Consider the following 13,177-nt stretch of genomic DNA (forward strand, 5'->3'; position numbering starts at 1 on the left):
GTGCGCGCTTATCTGTTTGTCATGGTCGTAGCGGCGGTAGTCGCGTACTTGGTCACGCCCATGGTCCGGCGAATAGCCGAACGCGGCCGAATCTTTTCACCACTGCGCGCTCGCGACGTCCACTCAGTGCCCACCCCAAGGCTTGGGGGAGTGGCGATGTTCAGCGGAGTTCTCGCCGGTGTAGTGTGCGCGTACAACACACCGTTCTTGAAAGATCTGTTTCAAGAACCGGATCCCGTGATTGGGATCCTGGGAGCGGGGACGATTCTGTGTCTGTTGGGTGTCATCGACGATGTTTGGGATATCAACTGGGTGGCCAAACTTGCAGGTCAAACACTTGCGGCGGGTTTTATGGCGCTTAAAGGTGTAGCGCTCTTGTCGATTCCTTTCGACACCGTAATCATCGGTTCGCAACGCCTGTCGCTCATTCTGACGGTGTTGGTTGTTTTGGTGACGATTAACGCTGTGAACTTTGTCGACGGGCTTGATGGCCTGGCTGCAGGAGTCGTCACGATTGGTGGCGTGGCGTTTTTTGTATACACGTATCAACTGGCGATCGACACGTCTCCTACCAGCTACGCGAACCTTGCATCGCTCATTACGTCCCTTCTGGTGGGTGCGTGCTTGGGGTTCCTGCCTCACAACTTCAACCCGGCCCGGATCTTCATGGGGGACTCGGGGTCAATGTTGATAGGGCTTTTGCTGGCTGCGAGCACAATTCGAGTGACCGGCCAGGTCGATCCTGCCCTCTTGTCAACTGAACGCGTATTGTCCACGTACCTTCCGATTCTTTTGCCGATAGCGGTGATGGTGTTGCCTCTTGTGGACCTCATGCTCGCCGTTGTTCGTCGAATGGCCGCCGGGAAGTCGCCATTTTCTGCCGATGCAAAGCACTTACATCACCGTATGCTTGCCCTCGGCCACTCGCACGCGCGCGCCGTTCTGCTGCTGTACATGTGGACAGCAATTTTCGCGTTTGGCACAGTTGCGCTCTTGAAATTCGATACGTTGATGGTTTTGTCGGTGCTTGCTGTTGCTGTAGCAGTGACACTGATCTTAACGTTCTACCCGCTCTACTCGCGTCTGTCTGCTCGAAAGGAACTGACATGAAAAACTCGCCCATTCGCAACCTGATGCTTCGCATCATTGTGTGGGGGTTGATCGCATCAGTTGTGCTTGCAGTAGTTGCGGGAGCGGTTGGCTACTTCGCAGTGGGGACACCGGGGCTATTTGCTGCACTGATCGGTGCAGCCGTGTCCTTCACGTTCTTTTCGATCACCGCACTGGTGCTTCTTTTTACTGCCGACCTTGACCCGACCGTGATGGCCGCCGGTGTACTTGGAGGATTTCTTATCAAGATCGCTGGGTTCTTAGGCGTCATCGCGTTGTTAGGCGATAAAGAGTTTTACGATCGTCTGACGCTCTTCCTCACGTTGGTCGTGGGAGCGGTTGTCTCACTTGCCATCGATGTTGTTGCGGTGAGGGGTGCTCGAATCCCGTATACGCACGCTTCTGACGACAACACGCACGCCAAACAGTAGTACCGGAGTTTTGTTCGGGTCTCTACAGTTGATAAAGTAATTTAGGAATCATTCGAGAACCCTGTGCAAAAGTCGTGAGAGCGACAAGGGTCTCAAATATTTCACGTGTCGTGCATAAGCACATGGACACAGATAGACAATCCATACCGGCTACACGCGTGCGCGCGTGCCAGCCCCGAGCTGTCAGGAGTTTGCCCTGTTTACTCCCTCCGCTTTGTCGACGACAGTGCTCCTTGCCGCAGGCGGGGGAGCGGAATTCCACGCACCGGGTCTTGAAGAATTCAAGCCTCCAGCAATTCTTTTCGCAGGTACTCCGTTTGAGCTCAACCGCATCATGCTCATTCGCTTGGGTGTCACGGTTGTCCTGGTACTCGCATTCTGGCTGATGCTCCGTGGTGGTCGCCTGGTTCCTACTCGCGCGCAGTCGATTGCGGAAATCGTTCTCGATTTCTGCCGCACCGGTATCGCCCACGACATGTTGGGTAAGAAGGACGGCGAACGTTTCTTCCCACTCATTGCGACCATCTTCCTGACGGTCTTCGCGATGAACATTACAGGTATCATTCCGTTCCTGAACATTTCGCCTAACTCCAACATCGGAATGCCACTGTTTATGGCCCTCGTGACCTACGTGTTCATGATCGGGGCCGGAATCAAAGCTCAAGGGGGAGCGCGCTATCTCAAAAGCCAGCTCTTCCCTGCTGGCGTTCCCCCGCTGATGTACATCATCGTGACGCCTATCGAAATCGTTTCGACCTTTATCGCTCGCCCGGTTTCACTCACCTTGCGTCTGACCTTCAACATGATCGTTGGTCACCTCCTCCTGGTGCTGTGCTTCGCAGCCACCCAGTTCTTCTTCACCAGTGGTTCAGCCGCCCTATTCGGTATCGGTGGCCTCACGCTGGTCGGAGGATTCGTGTTTACCCTCTTTGAGATTTTGGTAGCAGTTCTTCAGGCTTACGTCTTTGCTCTGCTAACCGCCGCGTACATTCAGCTGAGCGTTTCCCACGATCACTGATAGTTCGCACCCAATAGACCTGTCATAAAAGACAAGGAAAAAGCCAGTTAAACGACTGGCTCAATACATCGGAAGGAAATATTGCACGTGGACACCTCCATTCTTGCTGAAGTCTCCGGCAACATCGCAACCGTCGGTTACGGTCTGTCCGCTATCGGTCCAGGTATTGGTATCGGTATTCTTGTGGGTAAGACCGTTGAAGGTACTGCGCGCCAGCCAGAAGTAGCCGGCCGTCTGCAAACCACCATGTTCCTTGGTATTGCATTCGTCGAGCTCCTTGCATTCTTGGGAATTGCAGCATACTTCATCTTCGGTGCCTAATCCGGAAGCGAGTGAATACTCTTGACCCCGATTAACGTTCTGGCAGCTGGAGGGAACAACCCTCTTATTCCTGCCGTATATGACATTGTCTGGTCGGCGGTCTGCTTCATCATCATCCTGGTCGTTTTCTGGACGAAGATTCTGCCCAAGTTCAAGAAGACTCTTGACGAGCGTGCAGAACGTATCCAGGGCGGAATTGAAAAGGCTGAAAAGGTTCAGGCGGAAGCAGACGCCGCATTGGCCGAATATCAGAAGCAGCTCGCAGACGGTCGCGCTGAAGCAGCACGACTGCGTGCCGAAGCTCAAGAAGAAGGTGCGCAGATTTTGGCTGAAACCAAACAGCGCGCCACTGAAGAGGCCGATCGGATCATCAGCGCCGCTAAGGCACAGATCGAAGCTGAACGCCAGCAAGCGATGAACTCGTTGCGCACGGAAGTTGGTTCACTCGCAACCGACCTTGCCTCGCGCATCGTGGGCGAATCGCTTCAGGACGACGCTCGTTCTGCGTCTGTTGTTGACCGCTTTATTGCCGATCTGGAAACCCAGACACCGGCACAGACCGTCAAGGAATCGTGATGCTGCAGTCGAGCAGGAACTCACTGGCCCTCGTTCTCGAGGATGTGAATAACACTCTCAACACCGCTAGCCCAAAAGTTATCGGTGACGGCCTGTTGGGCGTCTCGGGAGTGCTCGCCGAAAACGTCAACTTGCGGAAAACGCTTGTCGATGTGGCGGTCGCCCCAGAAACCAAACAGTCAACGCTGAACGCAGTCTTTGGCACCCGCGTGGATGACGCGGCGTTGCAGATTGTTGTTCGAGCAGCGAACCGTCGCTTTGCTCGCGCACAGGACTTCGTCACTGCCGTTGAAACAGCTGGTGTCACGGCTATCGCTGCTGCCGCCCAGGCCGAAGGCACTTTGGGACAGGTAGAGGAGGAAATTTTCCGTTTCACTCGCCTGCTCGTCTCAGACCACGAACTTGATGGAGCCTTCGAATCCCCCGCACCCACAACGGCGAAGCGCGAACTTGTTTCGACGCTTCTGGCTTCGCGGGTGTCGGAATACACCCTCACTCTCATTCACTACGCTGTGAGCCACCCTCGCGGCAAGAGGGTGAGCGAAACGCTTGAAAACTTCTCTCAGGTGTTGGCATTCCGCCAGCAGCGTGCAGTTGCCGATGTCACGGTAGCGCACCCCCTGACACAGGAGCAGGAAGAGCGTTTGGCGCGTGCACTGTCCGCTAGCTACGGTCGTGAACTCGTTCTCAACGTTCACATCGATCCCAACGTGGTAGGTGGCGTCCGTGTTCAGGTGGGCGACGAAGTCACGAGCTCAACGATTGCTGATCGTATTGCCGACGTTCGTCGTCGGTTGGCAAGCTGATTCGCCCATACACGGGCACTGAAGACTCGCGGTCCGTACGGGTCGCATAGGAAGTGAAGGAAGCAGGGAAACCGCGATGGCGGAACTGACAATTCGCCCGGACGAAATCCGGGAAGCACTGGGGAAGTTCGTAGAGTCCTACACTCCTGGCAGTGCAGACAAGACAGAAGTAGGTAAGGTTGTCACCGCCGGTGACGGCATTGCGCAGGTTTCAGGCCTCCCTGGAACCATGGCAAACGAACTCTTGCGTTTCGAAGACGGAACCCTGGGATTGGCCCAGAACCTCGACGAGCGCGAGATCGGTGTCGTTATCCTGGGTGAGTTTGCAGGAATTGCCGAAGAGCAGAGCGTGTACCGCACGGGTGAAGTTCTTTCGATCCCCGTCGGTGACGGATACCTCGGACGTGTCGTCGACCCTCTGGGTAACCCAGTCGACGGGCTGGGCGAGATCGAGTCCGAAGGACGCCGTGAGCTCGAGCTTCAGGCCGCCGGTGTTATGGACCGTAAGGAAGTGAAAGAACCACTCCAGACTGGTCTGAAGGCTATTGACGCTATGATCCCAATCGGTCGTGGTCAGCGTCAGCTCATCATTGGTGACCGTAAGACCGGTAAGACGGCCTTGGCTCTGGACACCATCATTAACCAGCGCGCTAACTGGGAGTCTGGTGACCCCAAGAAGCAGGTCCGCTGCATCTACGTCGCTTGTGGTCAGAAGGGTTCGACGATTGCTTCGGTGCGTCGTTCGCTCGAAGAAAACGGTGCCCTCGAATACACCACAATCGTTTCGTCACCTGCTTCTGACCCTGCTGGCTTTAAGTATTTGGCTCCGTATGCCGGATCGGCGATCGGACAGCACTGGATGTACCAGGGCAAGCACGTTCTTATCGTGTTTGATGACCTGTCGAAGCAGGCCGAAGCCTACCGTGCGATTTCGTTGCTTCTGCGTCGCCCACCGGGTCGTGAAGCATACCCGGGTGACGTGTTCTACCTCCACTCGCGTCTGCTCGAACGTTGCGCCAAGCTTTCCGATGAGCTCGGCGGAGGTTCGATGACTGGTCTTCCTATCATCGAGACCAAGGCAAACGACGTGGGTGCGTTCATTCCTACGAACGTTATTTCGATTACCGACGGACAGATCTTCTTGCAGTCCGACCTGTTCAACGCGAACCAGCGTCCAGCTGTTGACGTAGGTATTTCTGTTTCGCGTGTGGGTGGTTCCGCACAGACGAAGCCACTCCGCGGTGTCTCCGGTACGCTGAAGATTTCCTTGGCTCAGTACCGTTCACTCGAAGCATTCGCAATGTTCGCTTCAGACCTCGATGCTGCAACTAAGCGTCAGCTTGACCGTGGTGCACGATTGACCGAGCTTCTCAAGCAGGGTCAGTTCGAGCCAATGAGCGCCGAAAAGCAGACCGTTTCGATCTGGGCAGGTTCGGAAGGCTACCTGGATGAGGTTCCAGTGAGCGACGTTCTGCGCTTCGAATCTGAGTTCCACGCATACCTCGAGCGTAAGACCGACATTCTGGAAACGATCGCTGGTATGAAGGACAAGCTCAAGGGTGAAATCGTGGAGCAGCTTGAAACCGCAATTGCGGACTTCAAGGCTGGTTTCCAGACCACCGAAGACGGCGTTCACGTCGGTACTGAATCCTTCGACTCCGCTGAGGCCGAAGAGGTCTCGCAGGAACAGATCGTCAAGGCTAAGCGCTGAGACTGACCGCTGGTAACGAAAGGAAGTACTGATGGGAGCGCAGCAGAGGGTCTTCAAAGCGAAGATCAACTCCACCAAGTCCTTGAGAAAGATCTTCAAGGCCATGGAGCTTATTGCGGCTTCCCGGATTCAGAAGGCCATTGGTCGAGTGAAGGCGGCGAGCCCATACGCTAACGCCATCACTCGGGCAGTGTCCGCAGTGGCAACGTATGCAGACGTTGAACACACACTGACAAAGGAGCCGGACAACATTCGTCGCGCAGCTGTCGTGGTGATGGGTCCGGACCGCGGTTTTGCCGGTGCATATTCCTCCAACGTCATTCGTGAAGCAGAAGAGCTCATCACGATGCTGAAGGAGGACGGCAAAGAGGTTGACCTGTACGTGGTCGGCCGGAAGCCCGAAACTTATTACACGTTCCGTGAACGCGCGATCCAACGTGCCTGGACCGGAATCTCCGAAAGCCCAACAGTTGAAGCAGCCCGGGAAATTGGAGACGCTTTGGTGTCTTCGTTCCACACTGACTACGAAGCTGGTGGGATTGACGAGATCTTCTTGGTCTACACGAAGTTCGTCAACAGCGTGACGCAAACACCTGAATACCGACGACTCATTCCGCTGGAAGTGATCGAAGCCGATGAGGTTCCGGTCGACGCGCCAGCCAGTGTCGCCTCGGCTAAGGACGCAGCGTACCCGCTGTACGAATTCGAACCGAGTGAAGAAGCGGTTCTTGACGCGCTTCTTCCCAAGTACATTGAGTCGCGCATTCTTGCGGCGTTGTTAAACGCATCCGCTAGCGAACAGGCGGCACGTCAGCAGGCAATGAAGACCGCTACTGACAATGCCGACGATTTGATTCGAACCTACACGCGCCTTGCCAACTCGGCGCGTCAGGCAGAAATTACGCAGGAAATTTCAGAAATCGTCGGTGGTGCAGACGCACTTGCCGGTGCCGGCGGCAACGACTGACGGATAGAGAGCAGAAGAGAAAGAAAACATGAGCACAGCTACGGATACACCACAGGTCCAAGGGACCGTCGGTCGGATCTCACGTGTCATTGGCCCCGTGGTCGACATTGAGTTCCCACTCGATGCTGTTCCCGCTATTTACAACGCATTGACCACTACGGTTGAGCTGTCCGAAGGTACCCGTAAGATCACTTTCGAGGTTGAACTGCAGTTGGGTAACGGAATCGTTCGTGCGGTTTCGATGCAGCCTACCGACGGTCTGGTTCGCGGACAGGAAGTCATTGACACTGGCGCACCAATTTCCGTGCCAGTTGGTGACGTCACCAAGGGTAAGGTTTTTAACGTTACCGGTGACGTTCTCAACGACTCCATGATTGACGAGCCATACGAAATCACCGAGCGCTGGCCAATTCACCGCACCGCTCCTAACTTCGACCAGCTCGAGTCCAAGACTCAGATGTTCGAAACCGGTATTAAGGTGATCGACCTTCTCACCCCATACGTTCTGGGTGGAAAGATTGGTCTGTTCGGTGGTGCTGGTGTTGGTAAGACCGTTCTGATCCAGGAAATGATTACCCGTGTTGCACAGGACCACGGTGGTGTGTCCGTGTTCGCGGGTGTGGGTGAGCGTACTCGTGAAGGTAACGACCTGATCCACGAAATGGATGAATCTGGAGTTCTCGACAAGACCGCACTGGTGTTCGGTCAGATGGACGAGCCTCCAGGCACGCGTCTGCGTATTGCACTGACTGGACTGACCATGGCGGAATACTTCCGTGACGTTCAGAACCAGGACGTGCTTCTGTTCATTGACAACATCTTCCGTTTCACCCAGGCAGGTTCCGAGGTGTCAACCCTTCTTGGGCGTATGCCTTCGGCCGTTGGTTACCAGCCAACCCTTGCTGACGAAATGGGTGTTCTGCAGGAACGTATTACCTCGACCCGTGGTCACTCGATTACGTCGATGCAGGCAATTTACGTGCCAGCTGACGACTACACCGACCCTGCTCCTGCAACGACCTTCGCGCACTTGGACGCAACGACGGAACTCTCGCGTGACATTGCGTCACGTGGTCTGTACCCAGCCGTTGACCCGCTGGCTTCGTCGTCACGTATTCTTGACCCGCTGTACGTGGGCCAGGACCACTACGACACCGCAGTACGCGTGAAGCAGATCCTGCAGAAGAACAAGGAACTCCAGGACATCATCGCGATTCTGGGTGTCGACGAACTGTCCGAAGAAGACAAGCTTACGGTTCACCGTGCTCGTCGTATCGAGCAGTTCCTGTCGCAGAACACCTACACCGCGCTCCAGTTCACCGGTGTCGAAGGTTCGACCGTTTCCATCAAGGACACCATCGAAGGCTTCAAGGGCATCTGCGACGGTGAGTTCGACCACATCCCAGAACAGGCATTCTTTAACGTTGGTCCAATCGAGGATGTTCTGCGCAACTACGACGAACTCCAGAAGGAGAACTAATCCATGAGTCTCAACGTCACCGTTGTGGCCGCCGACCGCTCCGTGTGGTCCGGCGATGCCGAACGTGTGGTTGCGCGGACCGTGGAAGGTGAAATCGGAATTCTCACCGGTCACGAACCTGTTTTGGCAATCGTGGCCGGCGGGAATGTCCGCATCACCCCGACATCGGGTGAGACGATCAATGTTTCGGCCGATGGAGGCTTCTTGTCAGTTGCTGACGACGTTGTACACGTCGTTGCCGACCAGGCAAAGCTTGTCTAAGCGATCACTTAGAATGGCACCGTGAATCCATCGACCCTGCTGATTATTCTGCTCTCGTTAGTAGGGCTGGCTGTTGTCACGGTGACCTTGATTCTTGCTCGCCGTCGCGCGATTTCGCGACTGACCGGCGCGTTTGATTGCTCTATCCTCGTGGGCGACGTATCTGCACGTCGCCCACGTTGGCGTTTAGGGCTCGCAGTTCTGACTGTCCGAAGCCTCGACTGGTACCCGGTCTTTGGTGTTGGATGGCGCCCAGTCAAACAGTACCCTCGGACCGATATGACGATCGGTGAACGACTGACACCCAGCGGGGATGAACAGTACGCACTGTTGCCCGACGCGAAGGTTGCTGTGTGTCAGTACGGTCAGTACACTAACCGCCCGGGCGAGGTGCGGTTGGCTATGGACGAAGAAGCTCTTGCCGCATTTTCATCGTGGTTGGAATCCCCACCACCCGGCGCTAATCATTCTGTGGGACGGTTTACGTAATGGAAGTTTTGCGTGTTCATGGTCCGTGTACATTACGCGGAACGGTAGATGTGCGTGGCGCAAAAAACAGCGTCCTCAAACTCATGGCCGCAACTCTCTTAGCGCCCGGAACCTCAGTCATTGAGAACGTTCCTGCCATTCTGGACGTCAAAATCATGGTGAAGCTCCTCATGTCGCTGGGGTGCTCTGTCGATTACGACGCAGACGCTGGCGTTGTGACTATTACCGTTCCTGAAAAGCCATCAGTGCGTGCAGATTACAAGCTCGTCCGTGCTATGCGTGCGTCCATTTCAGTTTTGGGCTCATTGATGGGACGAGTGAACGAAGCACACGTGGCACTTCCGGGCGGAGACGCCATTGGTTCGCGTGGACTTGACCTGCATGAAGCCGGCCTTCGCGCCATGGGAGCCCAGGTCAGTCTGGATCACGGATATTTCATTGCGCGTGCTCCCCAAGGGCTCCACGGTGCTGACATCCGCTTAGCGTTTCCGTCGGTTGGCGCAACTGAGAATCTGGTCATGGCCGCCACCTTGGCTAACGGAGTGACCACGATCGATAACGCTGCCCGGGAACCTGAAATCGTCGACATTTGTTCGATGCTTGTCGAGATGGGCGCAAACATCGAAGGTATCGGAACTTCGACCTTGACGGTCACGGGAGTTTCGTCCCTTCAGCCTGTTCGCCATGTGTGTGTTGGTGACCGTATTGTGGCTGGCACATGGGCGTTTGCAGCCGCCATCACCGGGGGAGACATCGAGGTTAAAGGCGTGAACGGGGATCTTCTGCCCGTCGTCCTCGATAAGCTTCGTTCCGCTGGCGCCCAGGTGACCGAATTCGACGGTGGCATGCGCGTCGTGGGGCCGGAACGACCTCGGCCGGTACGAATTTCAACGCTTCCGTTCCCCGGGTTTCCCACCGACCTTCAGCCGTTTGCCATCACGCTAAACGCGATCTCTGATGGGCAAGGGTTGCTAACCGAGAACCTGTTTGAAGCTCGCTGGCGATTTGTGCGCGAGTTGGCGCGTTTGGGTGCTCAGGTTGAGCTGGACGGTAACCACGCGCTTATCAACGGTGTCGAGTCCCTGTCTGGTGCCGAGGTGGAAGCAAGTGACATTCGCGCCGGCGCCGGGGCAGTGTTGGCCGGCTTGGTAGCAGACGGTGTTACCGAGGTGGCTGGCGTGTCCCACATTGACCGTGGGTACGAGCACTTCGAAGAGAAGCTGCGGTCTTTGGGCGCCCAGATTGAGCGCATCGAGCGCGACGACGTTGAGCTGTAGTGGCGCGCCTTAAGCTGGGCCTAGAAGAGTCGGCTTTCTGGGTCGTCCATGCCCCGTAGCGCGTCGTAGTCGAGGGTGACGCAGCGGATTCCCCGGTCGGTTGCCAGGGTACGTGCCTGTGGCCGGATTTCTTGGGCCGCAAACACGCCCTTCACGGGTGCAATGAGTGGGTCCCGGTTGAGGAGCTCTAGGTAGCGGGTGAGTTGTTCGACGCCGTCGACACCACCTCGGCGCTTAATTTCTACTGCGACGGAGGCGCCGTTTTCGTCGCGGGCCAGAATGTCGACAGGGCCGATTGGCGTTTGGTACTCGCGACGCACCGTGGTGTAGCCGTCGCCCAGGGTGTCGATGTGTTCGGCGAGTAACTCTTGCAAGTGCGCTTCGACACCGTCTTTGAGGAGTCCTGGGTCTTCGCCCAAGTCGTGTTCGATGTCGCGGTGGATTGTTTGAATCGCGATTTCTAAGCGGTCTCCCGTCTTGGTCTGGTTGACGTTCCACACTTCGGTAATGCCGGCTTGAGCTTGTTCGTCGCTGGGCTCGTCGACCGTGAAGGCGGCCGGGGGAGTCATCCAGTTGAGCGGCTTATAGGAACCGCCGTCGGAGTGGACCAGAACGGAACCGTCGGCCTTGAGCATGAGGAGCCGTTGGGCCATGGGCAGGTGGGCTGTCAGGCGTCCTGCATAGTTCACACTGCACGTCGCTATTACTAATCGCACGCAATTACTTTACGTGACACAATTGCACCATGCCACGTAGTAACTCTTCTCGACGCAGTAACAAGTGGCAACGGCCCTTTCGGGAGCTGTCTGCTGCCAGCACTGTGCGCACTACTCAGACAGGTCCGGATGGCACGTGGATTGTGCAGCACACGCAAGGAAATTCGTCCGGGAAGACCTATGTGTGCCCGGGGTGTTCGCAGGATCTGCCTGCGTCTCTTGCTCACACGGTTGCGTGGCGAACCGATGACGAATTTGGCATTGGTGTGGGAGTCGAAACGCGGAGGCATTGGCACACGTCCTGCTTCAATACGCGACATCGCCGCCACTAGTTGCGACGGCGATGCTTCGCTGAACCTGTGCAGTTGTTCCCGTGAACCTACTTCGTGGAGTCGGGTGAGTTTGGGGCGTTCGACGGGGTATTTCCGCCAGGTTTTTCCGTGCCCGAGGTGTTCCCCGGCTTGGTTGCCTGCTTGTCGGCGGAGCTGCTACCCAGTTTGACGTTTGGTTTGTCGCCCTGTTCGCCTTCAGGTTTGTCGGCGGACTTGCTGTCCTGCTTGTCGCCTGGTTTGTCTGCCTGCTTGCCAGCCTCCGCGGTGTTCGCCGAGGTGTCCTCAGGTTTCTTGGTAGCTACGCTCTTGCGAAGTTCCTCAAGTTCTTCCTCCGAACCGATCTTTTCGGTAGGAGCTGCGGCGGCTTTCACTTTGTCCGACTTGTCGTCGGTCAGGTCAAGTCCGTCGAAAAGACCAGGTGCTGCGAACATGGACTGCAACTGCTGGAGCTGTGCCGTAATGGTGCGACGTTGCTTGGTGAGCAGGTCCACCTGGGACTGTGCAGCTGACACGTTGCGCTTGGCTTCTGCAGCCGACTCTTCGATTGTCGCTTCAGCGGTCTGCCGAGCCTCAGAGATGAGCGACTGGGCACGCTGACGGCCGTCAGCGATGATCTTGTCGGCCTTTTCAATTGCCTCTTTCCGAGTGGCCTCAGCACGTTCTGCCGCCTCGCGGGCTTCCGTGTCGGCTTTCTTGGCGCGTGCTTGCGCTTCTTCGAGCGTCTTCTTGCTGTCGGCCTGGGTCTTTTCAAACAGGGCCTTCTGGTCTTGTTCGTGCTTCTGACGCTGGTTAGCGAGCTCAAGTTTCAAGTCGTCCGACGACTTCTTGGCCTCGTCCTTGAGCTTCTGCGCTTCAGCGCGAACCGTTTGCGCTTCTGTGCGCGCTTCGCTGAGGAGCTTCTCGGCTGACTGGCGTGCGTCGGCTACCAGCTTGTGGGCTTCCTTCTTTGCGGCGTCCAGCGTGCTGGCCGCTTCTTTTTGTGCGTCGGCGCGTCCGGTCGAAATCTCGTGCTTGAGCGACTCGCGCTGATCGTTCGCCGCGGCCTGTGCGTCACCCTGAATAGTGTCGGCTTCGCGCTGTGCAGTCTGCGTGAGCTCCTGCGCGCGCTTCTCGGCCGCCTCCACGGTTTCGCTTGCGCGGAGTTCCGCCGCCTGCATGATTGAGTCGGCTTCAGAGCGAGCGTTAGACAGGGTGTCATTGGATTCCGTGTGCATACGTGCGCGCTGGCTTGCCGCGTCGGCGCGTGCCTTGTTCCGGATTGTTTCGGCGTCAGCGGTTGCCTGTGCCAAGGTTTCGCGCGCCTGTGATTCCGCGATTTTCAAGAGGTGGTCGATCCGGCTGCCAGGTGCAGTCTGCGCCTGCGACTGATCGTCGGTGGCTTTCTTGAGCTGTTCCTTCACCTCGGAGAGTTCGCCCGCAATCTGCAGTTTCGCTCGGTCCGCTGTAATGACTTGGCTGCGGGCGTCTTGCAGTGCCTTACGCAGAGAGTCAATTTCGCTCTTCAGCTGGCGAATGCGCGCTTCAACTTCGCTCTTTTCAAAGCCACGCATGGCTGTGCGGAACTCTTCAGGAGGCGTCACGTCTCAATCTCCTTTGAATCTGGTCAATGGTGCTCCCTCCTACTCTAATGCTTCTCTGCTGGAAGCCAGCTGACAGTCGAACGCGGTGCGTCAACCACCTCG

General features: G+C 56.6%; 14 protein-coding genes. 12 read left to right on the forward strand and 2 right to left on the reverse strand.

The annotated features are described in order from the left end of the window. From MHX53_RS07690 to murA, 12 genes are all read left to right on the forward strand, one after another. Window positions 1-1,110 (forward strand): MraY family glycosyltransferase, encoded by a 1,110-nt coding sequence (locus MHX53_RS07690; protein ID WP_239271969.1) that lies wholly within the window; start codon window positions 1-3, stop codon window positions 1,108-1,110. Continuing rightward, entirely contained in the window at window positions 1,107-1,541 is a 435-nt protein-coding gene (locus MHX53_RS07695; RefSeq protein ID WP_239271970.1) for a hypothetical protein, read from the forward strand. The genes MHX53_RS07690 and MHX53_RS07695 overlap by 4 nt, the downstream gene beginning before the upstream one ends. Window positions 1,542-1,755: 214 nt before the next feature. Beyond that, window positions 1,756-2,559, forward strand: a complete 804-nt coding sequence (atpB, locus tag MHX53_RS07700) for a F0F1 ATP synthase subunit A (RefSeq protein WP_239271972.1) — start codon at window positions 1,756-1,758, stop codon at window positions 2,557-2,559. Window positions 2,560-2,646: 87 nt separating this feature from the next. Then, entirely contained in the window at window positions 2,647-2,880 is a 234-nt protein-coding gene (gene atpE / locus MHX53_RS07705; protein WP_102237779.1) for an ATP synthase F0 subunit C, read from the forward strand. A gap of 21 nt (window positions 2,881-2,901) precedes the next feature. Continuing rightward, window positions 2,902-3,456 carry a F0F1 ATP synthase subunit B gene (locus tag MHX53_RS07710; protein WP_239271974.1) on the forward strand — a complete coding sequence of 185 codons (555 nt, stop codon included), beginning with the start codon at window positions 2,902-2,904 and terminating at the stop codon, window positions 3,454-3,456. Continuing rightward, window positions 3,456-4,262, forward strand: coding sequence for a F0F1 ATP synthase subunit delta (locus tag MHX53_RS07715; RefSeq protein WP_102237781.1), 807 nt, complete (start codon window positions 3,456-3,458; stop codon window positions 4,260-4,262). Before MHX53_RS07710 ends, MHX53_RS07715 begins: the two co-directional genes overlap by 1 nt. Before the next feature lie 76 nt (window positions 4,263-4,338). Beyond that, a complete protein-coding gene (gene atpA / locus MHX53_RS07720) occupies window positions 4,339-5,973 on the forward strand; it encodes a F0F1 ATP synthase subunit alpha (protein ID WP_239271976.1) in 1,635 nt (544 codons plus the stop codon). 31 nt (window positions 5,974-6,004) lie between these two features. After that, window positions 6,005-6,940: a F0F1 ATP synthase subunit gamma gene (locus tag MHX53_RS07725; RefSeq protein ID WP_239271978.1), complete on the forward strand. Its 936-nt coding sequence runs from the start codon at window positions 6,005-6,007 to the stop codon at window positions 6,938-6,940. A gap of 28 nt (window positions 6,941-6,968) precedes the next feature. Further along, the gene (atpD, locus tag MHX53_RS07730) at window positions 6,969-8,420 is read left to right on the forward strand and encodes a F0F1 ATP synthase subunit beta (RefSeq protein ID WP_102237784.1); all 1,452 of its coding nucleotides are present in this window, start codon (window positions 6,969-6,971) and stop codon (window positions 8,418-8,420) included. A 3-nt stretch (window positions 8,421-8,423) separates the two neighbouring features. Beyond that, complete coding sequence (locus MHX53_RS07735) at window positions 8,424-8,681, forward strand: F0F1 ATP synthase subunit epsilon (protein WP_102237785.1); 258 nt, start codon at window positions 8,424-8,426, stop codon at window positions 8,679-8,681. Between the two features lie 21 nt (window positions 8,682-8,702). Further along, on the forward strand, window positions 8,703-9,170 hold the full coding sequence (locus tag MHX53_RS07740) for a DUF2550 domain-containing protein (RefSeq protein ID WP_102237786.1): 468 nt from the start codon (window positions 8,703-8,705) through the stop codon (window positions 9,168-9,170). Then, window positions 9,170-10,447 carry a UDP-N-acetylglucosamine 1-carboxyvinyltransferase gene (gene murA / locus MHX53_RS07745; protein WP_102237787.1) on the forward strand — a complete coding sequence of 426 codons (1,278 nt, stop codon included), beginning with the start codon at window positions 9,170-9,172 and terminating at the stop codon, window positions 10,445-10,447. The genes MHX53_RS07740 and murA overlap by 1 nt, the downstream gene beginning before the upstream one ends. Window positions 10,448-10,467: 20 nt before the next feature. Here the strand turns inward: murA and nucS are convergent, their stop codons facing one another. Beyond that, on the reverse strand, window positions 10,468-11,163 hold the full coding sequence (gene nucS / locus MHX53_RS07750; RefSeq protein WP_239271980.1) for an endonuclease NucS: 696 nt from the start codon (window positions 11,161-11,163) through the stop codon (window positions 10,468-10,470). A 379-nt stretch (window positions 11,164-11,542) separates the two neighbouring features. Next, on the reverse strand, window positions 11,543-13,075 hold the full coding sequence (locus MHX53_RS07755) for a cell division protein (RefSeq protein ID WP_239271982.1): 1,533 nt from the start codon (window positions 13,073-13,075) through the stop codon (window positions 11,543-11,545). Window positions 13,076-13,177 lie beyond the last annotated feature (102 nt).

This window comes from Brevibacterium sp. ACRRH, from assembly GCF_022346365.1.
In the GTDB taxonomy this organism is placed as follows: Bacteria; Actinomycetota; Actinomycetes; order Actinomycetales; family Brevibacteriaceae; genus Brevibacterium; species Brevibacterium paucivorans.

Excerpts from the sequence above, each read along its gene's own strand:
- MHX53_RS07695 (WP_239271970.1), top strand. The coding sequence starts at position 1,107 with ATGAAAAACTCGCCCATTCGCAACCTGATGCTTCGCATCATTGTGTGG.
- MHX53_RS07715 (WP_102237781.1), top strand. The coding sequence starts at position 3,456 with ATGCTGCAGTCGAGCAGGAACTCACTGGCCCTCGTTCTCGAGGATGTG.
- atpA (WP_239271976.1), top strand. The coding sequence starts at position 4,339 with ATGGCGGAACTGACAATTCGCCCGGACGAAATCCGGGAAGCACTGGGG.
- MHX53_RS07725 (WP_239271978.1), top strand. The coding sequence starts at position 6,005 with ATGGGAGCGCAGCAGAGGGTCTTCAAAGCGAAGATCAACTCCACCAAG.
- atpD (WP_102237784.1), top strand. The coding sequence starts at position 6,969 with ATGAGCACAGCTACGGATACACCACAGGTCCAAGGGACCGTCGGTCGG.
- MHX53_RS07735 (WP_102237785.1), top strand. The coding sequence starts at position 8,424 with ATGAGTCTCAACGTCACCGTTGTGGCCGCCGACCGCTCCGTGTGGTCC.
- murA (WP_102237787.1), top strand. The coding sequence starts at position 9,170 with ATGGAAGTTTTGCGTGTTCATGGTCCGTGTACATTACGCGGAACGGTA.